This window comes from Butyrivibrio sp. TB (assembly GCF_900110805.1).
Classification (GTDB): Bacteria; Bacillota; Clostridia; order Lachnospirales; family Lachnospiraceae; genus Butyrivibrio; species Butyrivibrio fibrisolvens_C.
In genome coordinates this window covers 188,288-203,076 of the sequence record NZ_FOER01000003.1, presented here as the reverse complement: position 1 = coordinate 203,076, position 14,789 = coordinate 188,288, and the positions used below count along the sequence as shown (strand labels likewise).

Here is a 14,789-nt window from a genome sequence, read left to right as displayed (position 1 = left end):
TTATATGAATAATTTATAAAGGCTTAAAACTCCCGGTCCTTAAAAGGGCCAAGAGGAGAATATTATGGGAAAATTAAGAGCTGCATTTGCAAGTAGCAATAATGCATATATAGATGAGCATTTCGGATCTGCACAGTATTTTCAGATATATGATATTGATGAAAAAGAGGCTGAATATATAGAAGAGCGCAGGATAAATCCCTTGTGCAAGGGACACTGCGAAGGCGGATTTGAAGCGGCATATGATCTTCTTAAAGATACAGATGCAATATTCGTACTAAGAATAGGCGAGTCTGCTGCTGGATATATGATACAGCATGGCAAAAGAGTCTTTGAAGCTCACGGCTTTATCGAGAATATTGTAAAAGAGCTTATAGGTGATGGCTTCGCCAAGGACTCAGACACAGACAATGATAACGAAAACGTAGTTCTTGCAAGCTCTGATGAAGACCAGCTTGCAGGTGACGAAGGGCATGCATATAGAAAAGAGGCAGTATAGTGGCAAAAAGTTACCAGGAGCTTACGCAGAATCATCCATGCTTTGCCCGTGGCCAAAAGAGCAATAAAGGAAGGATACACCTTCCGGTGTCACCTGGCTGCAATATAGCATGTAAGTTCTGCGACAGACAGATTAACGACTATGAAGACAGACCGGGAGTTACCAGCGAAGTAATATCACCGGAAGAAGCACTTGAAGCTGTTGGCAGAGCTATTGAACTTAACCCGGATATCCATGTTGCAGGTATCGCAGGTCCGGGAGATACGCTTGCTACAGACTTCGCACTTAAGACATTCAGACTTATCAAGGATAGATATCCGGAGCTTATCAAATGTATGAGTACCAACGGTCTCATGCTTCCTGACAAGGCTGATGAGATAATTGATGTCGGGGTTGATTCTCTTACAGTTACAGTCAATGCTGTAGATCCCAAGATTGAAGCCAAACTTAACAGCGCTATTGTATATCACGGTAAGAGATATACAGGAGAAGAGGCAGCAGGGATCCTCATTCATAACCAGCTTGAGGGCATCAGAAAAGTTGCAGCATCAGGAACATCAGTCAAGGTAAATACGGTACTGGTACCTGAGATCAACAAGGATCATATAGAGACTATAGCAAAAACTGTAGCACAGGCAGGAGCTAAGATTTACAACATCATCCCCCTTATACCGCAGGCAGAGCTTGCATGGTGCAGTGCACCAACCTGCCATGACATCGAAAGAGCCAAGGCGGTAGCCATCAAATATCTGGATGTATTCATGCACTGTTCAAGATGCAGAGCTGATGCAGTCGGCGTACCGGGAGGAGTAGATATATCTAAATACGTATGGCTTAAGGTTCTTAATACAAGACAGACTTTTAGTCATGGCTGATAGGTAAGTAATAGTAACTTAAGAAAACAGTAACTTTAAGAAATAATAACTTAAGAAAAATATATGCCAATGATTTAAAAATATAGTTATTGGTATACATGCCTATAGGAGGAGAGAAATGGCTGAGAAAGCACTTAGACAGATTGCAATATATGGAAAAGGTGGAATCGGAAAATCAACAACAACACAGAATCTTACAGCAGGACTTGCAGAGCTTGGTAAAAAGGTAATGGTAGTAGGATGTGATCCTAAGGCTGACTCCACAAGACTTCTGCTTGGTGGCCTTCACCAGAAGACAGTTCTTGATACACTTCGTGAGGATGGCGATGTACAGCTTGATTCGATCATGAAGGAAGGTTTTGGCGGTACCAGATGCGTTGAGTCAGGCGGTCCTGAGCCAGGTGTTGGATGCGCAGGTCGTGGTATCATCACATCAATTGGCCTTCTTGAAAGACTTGGAGCATATACAGAAGATCTTGATTATGTATTCTATGACGTTCTTGGTGACGTTGTATGTGGCGGTTTCGCAATGCCTATCCGTGAAGGTAAGGCTAAAGAGATTTACATCGTAGCATCAGGTGAGATGATGGCTTTGTATGCAGCTAACAATATCTCAAAAGGTATCTCCAGATATGCTAGAACAGGCGGCGTAAGACTTGGCGGTATCATCTGCAACTCAAGAAATGTAGATAGAGAAAAAGAGCTTCTTGAAGCCTTCGCTAAGGAACTTGGTACACAGCTTATCTACTTCGTACCAAGAGACAATATCGTACAGAGAGCTGAGATCAATAAGAAGACTGTTATCGCTTATGATCCTAACTCCAAGCAGGCAGATGAGTACAGAAACCTTGCAGAAGCAATCGACAAGAATACATTCCTTACAGTACCAAAGCCGATGACTCAGGAGAGACTTGAAGAGATCCTTATAGAGCATGGTCTTATCGATACAGAGGAATATTCCAAGGCTATCTGATAATTTGAAAAAACAGGTCGGAGGTCACATGGCAGAATTTGTTACAATTAAAAACCTTCATAAGAATTTCATAAAAGATTCTGTTGAGATCAAAGTCCTAAACGGTGTCAATCTTACAGTTAATAAAGGGGAGATCTTCGGAGTCATAGGATTTAGCGGCGCCGGTAAGTCAACACTTGCCAGATGTATCAACAGACTTGAAACTCCGGATAGCGGTGAGATCTATGTTGATGGTACGCAGATCCTTGCTCTCTCGGAGAATGAGCTTAGGAAGAAGCGCAAGAAGATAGGAATGATATTCCAGAACTTCAATCTTTTCGAATCCAAGACTGTATACCAGAACATAGCGTATCCCCTTGTTATAGACGGTTATAAGAAGTCTGATATTAAGAAAAAGGTTCTTGAGACTGCAGAAATGGTAGGCCTTACAGATAAGCTTTCGGAATATCCGGGAGCCTTATCCGGAGGCCAGAAGCAAAGGGTTGGAATAGCAAGGGCTCTTGTGGGTGATCCTGATCTTCTTTTGTCAGATGAATCCACATCTGCTCTTGATCCTCAGACTACTATTCAGATCCTCGACCTTCTCAAAGAGATCAATAGGAAAAAGAATATAACTATTCTGATGATCACTCATGAGCTTGATGCTATCAAATATACCTGCAAGAAGATGGCTGTACTTGAAAACGGAGAGATCACAGAAGAGGGGCTTGTAGAGGATATATTTAGAAGTCCTACAAGTAAGACAGGAGCTCTTTTTGCTAAGGTATTCAATCAGATGCAGCATGCAGAACTTGGTGATGGTGCAGGAATCTAATAATAAAAGAAAAGAGGAAAGCCATGAGTTTATTGAATGAGCCATTTTCTAAAGTTTTCATAGCATCTTTTTCCAAAGATGTGTGGGACAGTATACTGCCATCAGTATCAGAGACTTTGTACATGACACTTGTAGCCAGCGTCATAATGCTGGTGATAGGGGCAGTGCTTGGAGTAGTCCTTACAGTGACCAATCCAACAGGACTTGCGCCTGTTAAGCCACTGTATACTGGAATGGGCGGATCCATCAACATCTTAAGGTCACTGCCGCAGATGATAATGATAATACTTATGATCCCGGTATCAAGGGCACTTTTTGGTAAGTCCTACGGAACCAATGCATGTATCATCGCTATCGCAGCCAGTTGTATCCCAATGTATGCAAGAATGGTAGAATCAAGCCTTCTGGAGATAGAAAAAGGTAAGATCGATGCAGCCAAGGCGCTTGGAAGTACCAACTTCCAGATAATAACCAGGGTCATCATTCCTGAGACGCTTCCATCTCTTGTGAGAGGATATACTCTTGCTGTCATATCAGTAATATCTATGACAGCTCTTGCAGGAATGTTCGGCGCAGGCGGAATAGGTGATATCGCCGTAAGATTTGGTTATCAGAGGTTTCAACACGATGTTCTGTTTGCAACTGTATATGTCCTTGTAATACTGGTGCAAGGCATACAGCTGATTGGAGACCATGTTTCGAGACATATACTAATAAAAAGGCACCTGCTATCATCCGGCGCAGGGCTAAAAAGGAGGAGACATTATGAAAAAAAATCTGACAAAAACACTGAAACTAACAACATCACTACTGGTGTCAGCAGCCATGTTGGCAGCTTGCGGACAGACAACTAGTACAGATAATAGTGGTGCATCACAGGAAAGCAGCAATGAAAATGCCTCCGATGCTCTTGCTATTACAGACACCCAGGTACCTGACATAGATCTGTCTGCATATGACATATCACAGTCTAAGCTTGGTACTGTTAACTCAGACGGGCTTAGAGAGATCACAGCTATCGCAGATCTCACACCACACTCAGAGCTTCTTGAGTATGTGGAGCCTGCGCTTGAGGCAGCAGGACTTAAGGTAGTACTTGTAGCAACAGCAGCTGATGCCACAACTCTTGAAAAGACTCAGAACGGAGAGATCGACTTCAACTTCTATGCTCACTGGCCATATGTTAACGATCAGAATGAAACTAATGGTTTTACTATAGTCAATGCAGGTGACATTCATGTAGAGCCTATCAGAGCATATTCGGATAAGTATACATCAGCTGATGAGATTCAGGATGGAGATGTTGTAGCTATCCCTAATGATGCCACTAATGAGTACAGAGCTCTTAAGATCCTTGAAGATCAGGGACTTATAACACTTGATGACAGCACAGATTCTACTCTTAGCGCTACTGTAGACAGCATCGTATCATATGAGAAGCAGATAGAGATCGTAGAGCTTGACTCAGCTCAGATCATTCCTACCAAAGATGACTTTGACTTTTTTATCACCAATACCAATAAGGCACTTGAAGCCGGTATCACTTCTAATGTTCTCTTCTCAGAAAGTGGAGAGAACAATCCATTTGCCAACATCATCGCGGTAGCGCAGGGCAATGAAAATGATCCTGCAATTTTGGCAGTAGTTGCAGCACTTAGATCAGATGCAGTTAAGAAGTTTATCGAAGAGAAGTACAACGGAGCAGTTATACCGGCAGAATAAGATAATATCTTTTCTTCGAAATAATTATGGGTTCTAAAGGACCTTGGAAGATTATCTATGGCAAGTTAACCAATCATTTATCTTTTGGCAGGGAGCAGGTGCAGACTATATGACAATCAATCAGATAAGATATGTGATCTATATAGCTAAGTGTGGTTCTTATAACAAGGCAGCGGAGCAGCTCTTTGTAGCTCAGCCTTCGCTTACCAATGCAATTCAGGATCTTGAAAAAGAGCTTGGAATAACAATTTTCATACGAGGATCTCACGGTGTGTCACTTACTCCTGATGGTGCAGAGGCGCTGCTTCACTTCAGACACTTGTATGACCAGTATGAGGACATCGTGGACAAATACTGTGTCAATCATGATATCAGGAAGAAGTTTGGAGTTTCAACTCTGCACTATTCCTTTGCAGTAAAGGCTTTCGTAGAACTTGCAGGAAATCTTGATACAGCCAAGTACGATTTTGCCATCAGAGAGAGCAGAACTCTTGATGTCATAGAAGATGTCAGGAAGAAGCGAAGCGAGATCGGAATACTGTATCTTAACGATTTCAACAGAGTCTTTATCAAAAAATTACTCAGACAAAAGGAGCTTGAATTTCATCACCTTAAAAGTTGCAGAGCGTATGTATACCTTTGGAAAAAACATCCTCTTGCTGACCGTACAAAAATAAACTTTGATGATCTCAAAGGATACCCATGCCTGTCTTTTGAACAAGGTGATGAAAGCTCTTTTTATATGGCTGAAGAAGTCCTCAGCACAGAAGATTATGACAGAGTCATAAAGGCCTGTGACAGGGCTACGATGCTCAATCTCATGAAGGGTCTGAACGGTTATACGCTGTGTTCCGGAATTATATGCGAGGAACTTAATGGAGACGACTTCGTAGCTGTTCCTTTTGAAGATGATAGGATTCAGACAGACAGTTCTATGGAGATAGGATATATCACCGGCAAGCATATAAGCCTTAGCAGCATCGGACAGATGTATATCGATGAGATCAGAAAATATCTAGATGATATTGAAGAGCAGGGCAGTGAAGATACAACAGAACCTTTAAAGAAAATCGTGTAATGAGACTTCCCATCCTGGAGGAGCAGTATCTTCGAAGAATTTGTAAGTATATATAGTTCCCCATGTGGGCTGATGATAGAAAGCTGAGAGAAGCGTTAACTCTCAGCTTTTTCTATGACCATATCTTCAAGAGCAAATCTGACTATTTCTTCAGGATCTGACGATGGGCTTATCCAGTCATCAATTTTATCTGTTGGAAGTATGAGAGGCATTCGGTCGTGAATCTTGGATAGTTCTTTGGTTGGATCTTTTGTCAGGACGACAAAGACAGGATAGCCTTCTTCAATGCGGTACAGGCCGCACAGCCAGGTCACAGTTAATCCGGCAGGCTGGATTGCAAACTTATCACCGGTTTTTTCTTTGCCATCAGGACTTTTAAAGTGTTGCCATTCATAATAATAGGAAGCCGGAATGATGCATCTGTGAGATTTCCAGGCATCTTTAAAAGTGGGCTTAACACTTGCTGTTTCCATGCGTGCATTGAAAAGAGTTCGCTTGTTATCTTTAGATAGAAAGCCCCATTGCATGGGATATGCACATCTCTCACCTTTGGGATTTGGAGCAAGGACAGGTACGATATCAGTAGGGCGGACTTCGCCATAAGTTATGAATGGCCTTGCGTAGCTATCAATAAATTTCTGTACGAGTCTCGATCTTGAGGCTGCATCTATTATATCTTTTAATTCCGGAAGGTCTTTTTCAAGAGCGTATCTGGTACACATAATATTATCTCCTGCAGGTAAATGTCTGACTTTACAATGAACATATGTTGTCATGATAGTTATACAATAATTCGCCTACATATTTTGTTCGAATAGGTAAGATGGACTGCTTGTTATGTGAACTGATTTAGGGTGCTTCATCTATGTGAATTGTATCGTCGAGGTAATTGTCTGTTACATCTGTCTGCATCTTAGCAAGCTCGTCATCAAATCCTTTAAGTGCATCAAATGGACTAAATATCTTCGCCCGTCTGGAAAGGTCCATGGCAGGATGCTTTAATGAAAAACTGTCGTATTTATCATGCACAGGCTTTCCTTTCTCTAAGACATTCTTATATCTGAAAGAGGAAGGAAATGCATTGTTATATGTGGTATTGTACATTGTGGTTCCTCCTTCGTTAGACTTAGGCCTTATGCCCACCAATCTGCTCATTTCTCATTCTGGTAGTTGCTCCCTCCAAGAAGTTTGTTCCTTTTAGGAGTGCATTGGCTCCGTACTTGGTTCTGACTTCAAGAAGAGCAGCGTGAATTCTCTTCTCCCTATCCAAAGCATCATAATCAGTAAAGAGATCCAGCTGATATATTCCATCATCGCTTGTAACATCGCAGGCACTGACACCGAGCCTTCTAAGCAGGATCCTGTGATCGCTCTTTTTGGCAATGTCCTGCATGATCTTAGGAATGATGATATTTGCAGCATTAGTAGCGGCAGTTAATCTGACAGTTCCGTTGGAGTGAGCAGGATGGAGTCTTCCGTACCAGTCGATGGATAGTCTTCCATCATATTCAGGGAAGTACTCCATGCTTTTGTAATCGTAACTTATCCACCAGGTGAATCTTGAGGATACAAGGTTCTTTTTGTACATATCGCAGCACAGTACGTCGATCATCTCCTTAAATACAATGCAGGCCTCTTGGTATTTGTAAGGCCTTGGAAGTACCTGACCATTGGTAAGGGAGTGGTTGTCGCTTTTGTAGTGCTTAATATCATACATGGTGACAGGTTCTATCCCCCATGCATGATCGATCAGTATTTCTGCATCAATACCGAAGATTTTATACAATAGCTCTTCATCCAGCTGTGAACGTTCAGCTATATCACCCATGGTGTACATATGATTGCTGGCAAGCCTTGCAGCCTTACCACGACCTATCTGCCAGAAGTCAGTGAGAGGTTTATGCTCCCATAAAAGAAGCCTGTAGCTTTCTTCCGTAAGTGATGCGATCCGGACCCCGTCTTTATCGGCGGGAGCTTTCTTGGCCACTATGTCCATTGCAACCTTGGCAAGGTATAGGTTGGTCCCTATCCCGACAGTTGCCGTGATGCCGGTATTCTTCAGAACATCGCGTATAATGGTCAGCGCCATGAAGTGGGCCGGATGCTGGCAGGCCTTTCTGGCGGCATCTTCATAGAAGTGCAGATATGGCGTGCAGTCAATAAAGCATTCATCAATGCTGTATACATGGACATCTTCGGGTGATACATACTTTAGGTATATTCCGTATATCTGTGCAGAGATCTTTTCATATTCCGCCATACGTGGAGTTGCCGTGATATAACGGACTTTGGTATGGTGGAGCTTTTCATATTTACTTATCGCTTGTTTGGCTTCAAAGAGTCTAGGCCTACTGGGAACGCCGGTACCTTTAAGAGCAGGAGATACCGCAAGGCAGATGGTCTGATCGGATCTGCTTGCATCTGCTACAAGAAGCTTGGCACTTAGGGGATCAAGCCCTCGGGCAACACATTCTACAGATGCATAGAAGCTTTTCATATCTATGGCGATGTAAGTTTTTTGGTTAATATCCATATGATCTAATGACTTTAATGGTGCAAATCTGAGCACTGATCAGGTTTTGGCAATCAGGGCTAAGCAAACAGGATGTGTTCTTATCAGGCAAAGATGCTTAATCTGTGGCGAGCTTGCCAAATATTTTGAAAGTATTATATTCGCCTACTTCAATAGGCTTGTACTTGGCATTGAGTGATACCAGGAATGTTCCCGATTTATTGACTACATATTTTTTGATATAAGTCATTCCATCCAGAAAAAAGAGTCCGATGTCACCTGATTCGAGCATGTCTTTTTGCTCGATCCAGACTAGCTCTTCGTCATGGAACCTGGGTTCCATACTGTCTCCTGTAATGTATACGCCAAAGTCAGCTTTCTTAGGAACAGGTTCTGTGATCTCCATCATTTCGAAGTTCTCTTCATCAAGAAGATTACCGGTACCTGCTGATGCAGAAATAAGAGCTATCTTCATGAGACGAGGTCTTATATCGATAATATCTGAGCTGTGCTTCTTGTAATCTCCGGACTTTTTGAGAAGATCAATGTATTCGAGTGCCTTCTGAGCCCCTTCAGAATTAAGGTCTTTAAAAGGATCCAGAGGATTCTCACCAATGAATTCTGTGTAAATATCGTTTATCTTAAGTATCTCACAGACCGTCAGAAGAGCTTCGGCGCTGGGGGTAGTGTTTCCTTTCTCCCAGGCACTGATTCCTGCGTTGGTAATGACGATATTGTGCTCTGCAAGCTGCCTGGCAAGGTCTATCTGGGATAATTTCATCGCTTTGCGATGTTTTGCAATAACTTTACCTATGTCTTTCTTCATGTTTTCCTTTCCTTTTTGCTATAGCTGTTATAAGGGAAATGATAAAATCTAAAATCCAGTTCAATGCCCTTAGCAGAATGTACGTGTGCAAGGAGTGTTATCATCTGGAATTTGCTTTCAAGTCTATAATTAAAACATAACATATTTTCTTACGCAATTCAATCCGTAATTGAATTAATATGTTGCACAATGTATAATATCAATGTATAGTAGATTATGCATGCTTGGTGATTAAAAAAATCAATTATGGTTTTAATGCCAAGCAAGTAGTAACTGTTTTAAAAGCAAACAAAATTCAGGCATAAAGCTTGCAAAGGCTAAGCTGGTATTAGGTGGCAAAGTGCTGAATAAAAGATAGTTGGGGGTGAGTAAATGCTATAGAGATGACTGATTATAAAGATGTATACCGATAATGGAGGCCTCAGTGTCGGCATACTATTATTCATAGTTTTTTAATTGTAAGGCTTTTTGTATGATGCTATCATTAAAGGAGAGTTATAAAGTTAATGGGAGAGTTAGAAGCAAGCACCAGTGACAATAATCAGCGAGATATTAATAAAATCGTTGACAACATGGATCTGTTTGATGATGATCTGATGGCACTGGTTTTCAAGAAAAATATACCGGCAACAGAGCTGGTACTAAGTATCATTTTTGGAAGGAAAATAACCGTAAAAAGCGTTTATACACAGGACGAGATGCGAAGCCCTGAAATTGGTGGACGAGACATTGCTCTTGATATCCATGCTTTAGATTCTGATGGTACTGAATTTAATGTAGAAGTTCAAGGTAATTCAGAAGGAGCACATGTAAGAAGAACACGTTTTCATAGTGCTGTCATGGATTCAAGGATGCTGAAAGAAGGTGATCCATTCAAGGCCCTAAAGGATTCGTATGTGATATTCTTCTATAAGCATGATAAGTTTGGTAAAGGATTGCCGCTGTACCATGTGGAACGAGTGGTTCTAGAAACAGATAGTCTGTTTAATGATGGATCACATATTATTTATGTTAATGGTAAATATAAAGGTAACGATGAGATAGGAAGACTGATAGAAGATTTCCATTCAAAGAATGCAAAGAATATGCATTTTAAACTCTTGGCAGATGGACTCCATCATTACAAGGAAACAGAGAAAGGTCGTGATATTGTGTGTGAAAAAGTTGAAAGATATGCCAAAAAATATGCCAAAGAACGTGTCGAAGAGAATAGAATAAAGACATTGACGCAGAATGTTAAAGTGCTAATGAAAAACACTTCTTTTACAATGGAACAGGCGTTTGATAGTTTGGAAATTTCAGAGACGGATAGAACAATTATTTCTGAACAACTTCAAGTGTAATGGTCATATGAGTATACACATCATAATGTGTTTGGATGGCGGTAGATCTTAAAGATCTACCGTTTTTTTATGTTGACTATTACGTTACGTAATAGTTTATATTTGTAATCACAAGAAGATAAATGATTACGAGTTTTTTATATCATACAGTCAGTAATCATATTATCAAAGTGTTTTTAAAACAAATACATATAAATTACTTAAACTTCCCACTTGGGTGATACTGCACCGTCCAAGTGGGATGTTTGAATGAATTATAAATGACCTATCAAGGAGATGACTAATGAAACTAAATCGATTATTTTCACCGGATATCTATACTAAAATCATGCTTGCAGATATGGACAAGAAAGATGATATCTACCGCTATGAAATGATGATGCCATTTAAGGGAAAGTGGGATAAGTATCATATTCCTATGAAGCCTACGCATCCCGGAGGTTACGATATCATTATGGCCAATAACAGACTGGGACTTATGCCACCTTCTGAAATTAATACTAATTATAAAGATAGTATTGAAGCGCTATATGATGAGGCTATCTGGGATTCATGCACGAAAGCTATAGAGACAGCTCTTAATAGATTTGAAGATCAGGGAGTTGAGCTTAAAGTTAAAGAATATCTTTATTCTATATTTCTTGCTAATCCAAAGAATGCTTATACGATCATGAATGAGGGTTACTGTGGTGATGGTGGGATTCCCGGATACATAATGGGATGGCTGATTCCATCTGATGACACTATTAAGAGGCTTCCGGCTGCACTGGCACATGAGACTAATCATAATGTAAGGTATCAGTATATAAAATGGACAAATGATATAAATCTTGCAGAGATGATCGTGAGCGAAGGGCTTGCAGAGAACTATGCCACGACGATATTCGGAGAGGAGGTTCTTGGGCCATGGGTTACCAAGACTGATATGGAGCTGATGCCTCTTATTAAAGAGATAATAAGAGATGGTCTTAATGTGACTGGATTTGCAGAGATAACGGCATATCTGTACGGTGATGAGTTGGCGGAGATTCAGCAGTTTCCAAAAGTTGGACTTCCTTACTGTGCTGGATATGCTACAGGTTACTATCTGATCAAGTATTATCTAGAGAAAACTCACATGCCGATTGAGAAGGCGACAGTTCTGCCTGCTGATGAAATACTTGCAGAAGTGGAAGAATTCTGGTCATAAACAAAATCCCCCATCACCGGAAGGTGACAGGGGGTGAATTATGTGAGCTTTGATCTGTTCCGATACATAGTTCTAGGGGACTTTGTTAGTTACGGAACATATGGTAAAGTATCAGGTAACTGTTTTTTAGATATTAGTAATAATCAAATTCTCCAAGAACTCCATTTTTAACTGAGCATATGGCAAAGTACCATGCACCGGTATAGCTTCTTGCCAGATAATCATCACGGGTTCTTACTTCATAGTTGTCATTTGCGTCCCAGATCTCTGCATAGCAGTCAGTATCGATTGTATTGGTACTGGTCTGCCAGGAGATGTTGTATGTAAGATCATCTCTGAAAATACAAATGCTGTAGCCTTCCTCGCCTACAGCATGGGAGTAGATCTTTTCTTCCGTACCGTTTACAAGTGCATAATAAGTATCAGTATTTTCAAATGTCTCACATCTGAGAGAAGTTATGTCTATAGTTGAGCTTCCGTCTGAAACATCTACATATACGTCGTTTTCATAAGGTTCTATACCCATTTCACGCCATGTATCTTCCTCATAATTATCAAAATAGGTCCAGTTGACGTGGATGCGATAGAGTGGGTCGGAGCTTACAGTTGTCTCGAATCCGTAATCATGAACGAAATCAAAGTCAGGAGCTGAGTCGGACATCTTGATAGTATAAGTTCCTTTTTTAGGAAGCGAAGCCTGGGTTTTTACAAAATCATCGCCGCTTCCGCAGGTATAGCCCCAGAAATATTCATCAGTAGCACCAAAGTTGTAGCCGCCTTTTTTGTTATCCCACTCTGTATCTATACTGAGAGTAGCAGTATCTATAGCCGTCCATGTATCAGTGCCGTATTCCATTACATAGATATTATTAAGCTTCATGCTTCTAAGTTCGTTGCAGTCATTAGAATTAAAGTTCTCCATGAAAAAAGACATGTTGCCTTCCAGATAAGAATCTTTGATATGTGTATCATAAGCTGCATAAAGAGTCCATTCGCCGCTCTCTTTATCCTGAACCCACTCTTCAACAACAGTTCCATCAGACCATTCAGGGTCAAAAGCTCTTATAACCATTCTGTACCAGTGATCCTTTTCCCAGGAATAATCTCTTATCCACTTAACACCTGACCCTTCATTGTCAAAAGTATCTGCTGTATCATCCGGGTAAACTAAGGTTGCAAGTTCTTTATCTGAATCTGTAGCATGCTCATTTTTCCAAAAGGATAATACGGCAACTTTTTTATTAGAAGCATTTTGTAAACCTGCATAGGCTCCGCTACCATTATGCATGTTCCAGTTGCAAAGTGACCAGTAAGTACTGTTTGCATCATCGGAAGTTTTGAAATCAATACTGTAAGCGGTGAAAGCATTAGAAGTATTACTTAGATCAGGATTAAGATATATATTATGCGCCATGCGGTTTTCCGGATTAGGATCAGAAGGATCTATATCATATGGATAGCCTTCCGTTCCAAATGAAGATTCTTCAAAATTTTCGGTATCATCTGCTTGCGATGAGCTATCGCCGGAATTTGATTCTGTTTCACTTTCAGAATCAGTGTCGTTAGATGTTTCAACCACATCATCTGCTTTTTCTTCATTATCATTTTGCAGTTCAATCGATACGCCTTGTCCTGAACATCCTGCCAGTAGTGATAGTGTCATAACAGATGACAATAATAGACCGCATATTTTTCTTTTCATAATTACCCCTTTTTTGAATGTATTTTGTTAAAACTCCTAGAAGCACAAAATTTATCATTCCCTATTCAATTATTCATTATCTGATATATTATTAAACAGGTAAAGATATTAATGGAAAAGAATTTAACGGTAATAGGCAGTTGTTCGAATTAAAGACAGAGAGGAAAAAATAATGAATTGATTTAAAACTATAACTATAGATATCGACAACGAATATTTCAATGGAAAAACGCTTAAGTATGTTGCCTATAACTACAGCGGCAACCCTGTGATAGCAGAATCAGGAGCAACCGTCAACGTATACAAGGGAAGCGTTCTCGTGGACACATTTGAAGTTCCTACAAGCGGCAGCGGTAATGCATGGTATGTATTTGATATTGACGCAGATGGGGTTCATGAAGTGAACGAATTGATTCAATACAGTTATAGATAAGACATTAAGGGCCAGAGGTATTTTACCTCTGGCTCTTTTTGGGTGAATATAGGTTAAATAATTACAAAATCTTTTAGTGCTGTGTTAGTATAAAAATATGAGTGATTACAAAATTGCTATCTGTGATGACACAGAAGTGGATAGAAACTATATAAAAGATATTGTAAGTAACTGGGCGCATCAAAGCGGACATAGCGTAGATATATGTCTTTTTTCCTCCGCAGAAGAGTTTTTATTTGAATATGAAGAAGATAAGAGCTATCAGATTCTTTTGCTGGATATCGAGATGGGTAAGATGGATGGAGTTACTATGGCTAAGAAGATCCGGCAGGCAAGTGACAGTGTCCAGATAGTGTTTATAACAGGTTATTCTGATTATATAGCTGAAGGGTACGAGGTAGCGGCGCTGCATTATCTGATGAAGCCGGTCAAGGAGGATAAGCTGTTTGAAGTTCTTGACAGGGCTGTTAAGAAGATCTCAAAGGACGGGAAGGTGCTTATACTTGAAGCGGGTGGCGAGATAGATATGGTTCCGATCTACAGGATTCGCTATGTTGATGTCAGGGCTAACTATATAACTGTTCATGCGGATAAGGATATTACGGTTAAAAAGACTCTTAGCGAGATAGAAAAAGAGCTTGATGAGAGATTTTTCAGGGTCGGAAGATCCTGTATTGTGAATCTGACTTGTATCAGTAGGGTTACAAAAACTGATATTTACTTTAATGATGGCGGATCTGTGCAGCTTCCAAGGGGAAGCTATGAGAAGGTTAATCGCGCGATCATTAATAACTCCTGAATCAGTAATATTTTTGATTTAGAA

Annotated in this window: 15 protein-coding genes; 10 read left to right on the top strand and 5 right to left on the bottom strand. The window is 40.5% G+C overall.

The genetic code is table 11. The features are described 5' to 3' along the window. The first annotated feature begins 64 nt into the window (after positions 1-64). The 7 genes from BMX21_RS03290 (at position 65) to BMX21_RS03260 (ending at position 5,961) form a co-directional block, all read left to right on the top strand. Positions 65-499: a NifB/NifX family molybdenum-iron cluster-binding protein gene (locus BMX21_RS03290; protein ID WP_092041300.1), complete on the top strand. Its 435-nt coding sequence runs from the start codon at positions 65-67 to the stop codon at positions 497-499. After that, the gene (locus BMX21_RS03285) at positions 499-1,374 is read left to right on the top strand and encodes a radical SAM protein (protein ID WP_027218832.1); all 876 of its coding nucleotides are present in this window, start codon (positions 499-501) and stop codon (positions 1,372-1,374) included. The genes BMX21_RS03290 and BMX21_RS03285 overlap by 1 nt, the downstream gene beginning before the upstream one ends. Before the next feature lie 118 nt (positions 1,375-1,492). Next, complete coding sequence (gene nifH, locus BMX21_RS03280; RefSeq protein ID WP_092041297.1) at positions 1,493-2,347, top strand: nitrogenase iron protein; 855 nt, start codon at positions 1,493-1,495, stop codon at positions 2,345-2,347. Positions 2,348-2,375: 28 nt separating this feature from the next. After that, positions 2,376-3,161, top strand: a complete 786-nt coding sequence (locus BMX21_RS03275) for a methionine ABC transporter ATP-binding protein (RefSeq protein WP_092041294.1) — start codon at positions 2,376-2,378, stop codon at positions 3,159-3,161. A 23-nt stretch (positions 3,162-3,184) separates the two neighbouring features. Further along, positions 3,185-4,015, top strand: a complete 831-nt coding sequence (locus BMX21_RS03270) for a methionine ABC transporter permease (protein WP_092041291.1) — start codon at positions 3,185-3,187, stop codon at positions 4,013-4,015. Beyond that, complete coding sequence (locus BMX21_RS03265) at positions 3,927-4,883, top strand: MetQ/NlpA family ABC transporter substrate-binding protein (protein WP_242952863.1); 957 nt, start codon at positions 3,927-3,929, stop codon at positions 4,881-4,883. Before BMX21_RS03270 ends, BMX21_RS03265 begins: the two co-directional genes overlap by 89 nt. Before the next feature lie 109 nt (positions 4,884-4,992). Next, complete coding sequence (locus BMX21_RS03260) at positions 4,993-5,961, top strand: LysR family transcriptional regulator (RefSeq protein ID WP_092041284.1); 969 nt, start codon at positions 4,993-4,995, stop codon at positions 5,959-5,961. A 95-nt stretch (positions 5,962-6,056) separates the two neighbouring features. Here BMX21_RS03260 and BMX21_RS03255 read toward each other — a convergent pair whose 3' ends face one another. The 4 genes from BMX21_RS03255 to BMX21_RS03240 form a co-directional block, all read right to left on the bottom strand. Beyond that, positions 6,057-6,683: an SOS response-associated peptidase gene (locus BMX21_RS03255; protein ID WP_177173899.1), complete on the bottom strand. Its 627-nt coding sequence runs from the start codon at positions 6,681-6,683 to the stop codon at positions 6,057-6,059. Between the two features lie 127 nt (positions 6,684-6,810). Continuing rightward, on the bottom strand, positions 6,811-7,065 hold the full coding sequence (locus BMX21_RS03250) for a hypothetical protein (RefSeq protein ID WP_022753058.1): 255 nt from the start codon (positions 7,063-7,065) through the stop codon (positions 6,811-6,813). 22 nt (positions 7,066-7,087) lie between these two features. After that, the gene (locus BMX21_RS03245; protein ID WP_092041278.1) at positions 7,088-8,494 is read right to left on the bottom strand and encodes a Y-family DNA polymerase; all 1,407 of its coding nucleotides are present in this window, start codon (positions 8,492-8,494) and stop codon (positions 7,088-7,090) included. 97 nt (positions 8,495-8,591) lie between these two features. Continuing rightward, positions 8,592-9,299: an XRE family transcriptional regulator gene (locus BMX21_RS03240; RefSeq protein WP_092041274.1), complete on the bottom strand. Its 708-nt coding sequence runs from the start codon at positions 9,297-9,299 to the stop codon at positions 8,592-8,594. A gap of 506 nt (positions 9,300-9,805) precedes the next feature. Here BMX21_RS03240 and BMX21_RS03235 point away from each other — a divergent pair. Next, a complete protein-coding gene (locus BMX21_RS03235) occupies positions 9,806-10,642 on the top strand; it encodes a PD-(D/E)XK nuclease family transposase (protein WP_051199394.1) in 837 nt (278 codons plus the stop codon). Positions 10,643-10,925: 283 nt separating this feature from the next. Further along, the gene (locus tag BMX21_RS03230; RefSeq protein WP_092041271.1) at positions 10,926-11,831 is read left to right on the top strand and encodes a DUF2268 domain-containing putative Zn-dependent protease; all 906 of its coding nucleotides are present in this window, start codon (positions 10,926-10,928) and stop codon (positions 11,829-11,831) included. A gap of 133 nt (positions 11,832-11,964) precedes the next feature. On the opposite strand, the gene BMX21_RS03225 is transcribed toward BMX21_RS03230, so the two are convergent. Continuing rightward, positions 11,965-13,533: a DUF3472 domain-containing protein gene (locus BMX21_RS03225; protein WP_092041268.1), complete on the bottom strand. Its 1,569-nt coding sequence runs from the start codon at positions 13,531-13,533 to the stop codon at positions 11,965-11,967. Between the two features lie 530 nt (positions 13,534-14,063). Between BMX21_RS03225 and BMX21_RS03220 the strand changes: the two genes are divergently transcribed. Next, complete coding sequence (locus BMX21_RS03220; RefSeq protein WP_092041265.1) at positions 14,064-14,765, top strand: LytR/AlgR family response regulator transcription factor; 702 nt, start codon at positions 14,064-14,066, stop codon at positions 14,763-14,765. Positions 14,766-14,789 lie beyond the last annotated feature (24 nt).

What these genes read in the sequence shown, in the direction of transcription:
- BMX21_RS03230 (WP_092041271.1), top strand. Translation starts at nt 10,926, where the DNA reads ATGAAACTAAATCGATTATTTTCACCGGATATCTATACTAAAATCATG.
- BMX21_RS03265 (WP_242952863.1), top strand. Translation starts at nt 3,927, where the DNA reads ATGAAAAAAAATCTGACAAAAACACTGAAACTAACAACATCACTACTG.
- BMX21_RS03220 (WP_092041265.1), top strand. Translation starts at nt 14,064, where the DNA reads ATGAGTGATTACAAAATTGCTATCTGTGATGACACAGAAGTGGATAGA.
- BMX21_RS03260 (WP_092041284.1), top strand. Translation starts at nt 4,993, where the DNA reads ATGACAATCAATCAGATAAGATATGTGATCTATATAGCTAAGTGTGGT.
- BMX21_RS03240 (WP_092041274.1), bottom strand. Translation starts at nt 9,299, where the DNA reads ATGAAGAAAGACATAGGTAAAGTTATTGCAAAACATCGCAAAGCGATG.
- nifH (WP_092041297.1), top strand. Translation starts at nt 1,493, where the DNA reads ATGGCTGAGAAAGCACTTAGACAGATTGCAATATATGGAAAAGGTGGA.
- BMX21_RS03255 (WP_177173899.1), bottom strand. Translation starts at nt 6,683, where the DNA reads ATGTGTACCAGATACGCTCTTGAAAAAGACCTTCCGGAATTAAAAGAT.
- BMX21_RS03235 (WP_051199394.1), top strand. Translation starts at nt 9,806, where the DNA reads ATGGGAGAGTTAGAAGCAAGCACCAGTGACAATAATCAGCGAGATATT.
- BMX21_RS03250 (WP_022753058.1), bottom strand. Translation starts at nt 7,065, where the DNA reads ATGTACAATACCACATATAACAATGCATTTCCTTCCTCTTTCAGATAT.
- BMX21_RS03290 (WP_092041300.1), top strand. Translation starts at nt 65, where the DNA reads ATGGGAAAATTAAGAGCTGCATTTGCAAGTAGCAATAATGCATATATA.
- BMX21_RS03270 (WP_092041291.1), top strand. Translation starts at nt 3,185, where the DNA reads ATGAGTTTATTGAATGAGCCATTTTCTAAAGTTTTCATAGCATCTTTT.
- BMX21_RS03245 (WP_092041278.1), bottom strand. Translation starts at nt 8,494, where the DNA reads ATGGATATTAACCAAAAAACTTACATCGCCATAGATATGAAAAGCTTC.
- BMX21_RS03225 (WP_092041268.1), bottom strand. Translation starts at nt 13,533, where the DNA reads ATGAAAAGAAAAATATGCGGTCTATTATTGTCATCTGTTATGACACTA.
- BMX21_RS03275 (WP_092041294.1), top strand. Translation starts at nt 2,376, where the DNA reads ATGGCAGAATTTGTTACAATTAAAAACCTTCATAAGAATTTCATAAAA.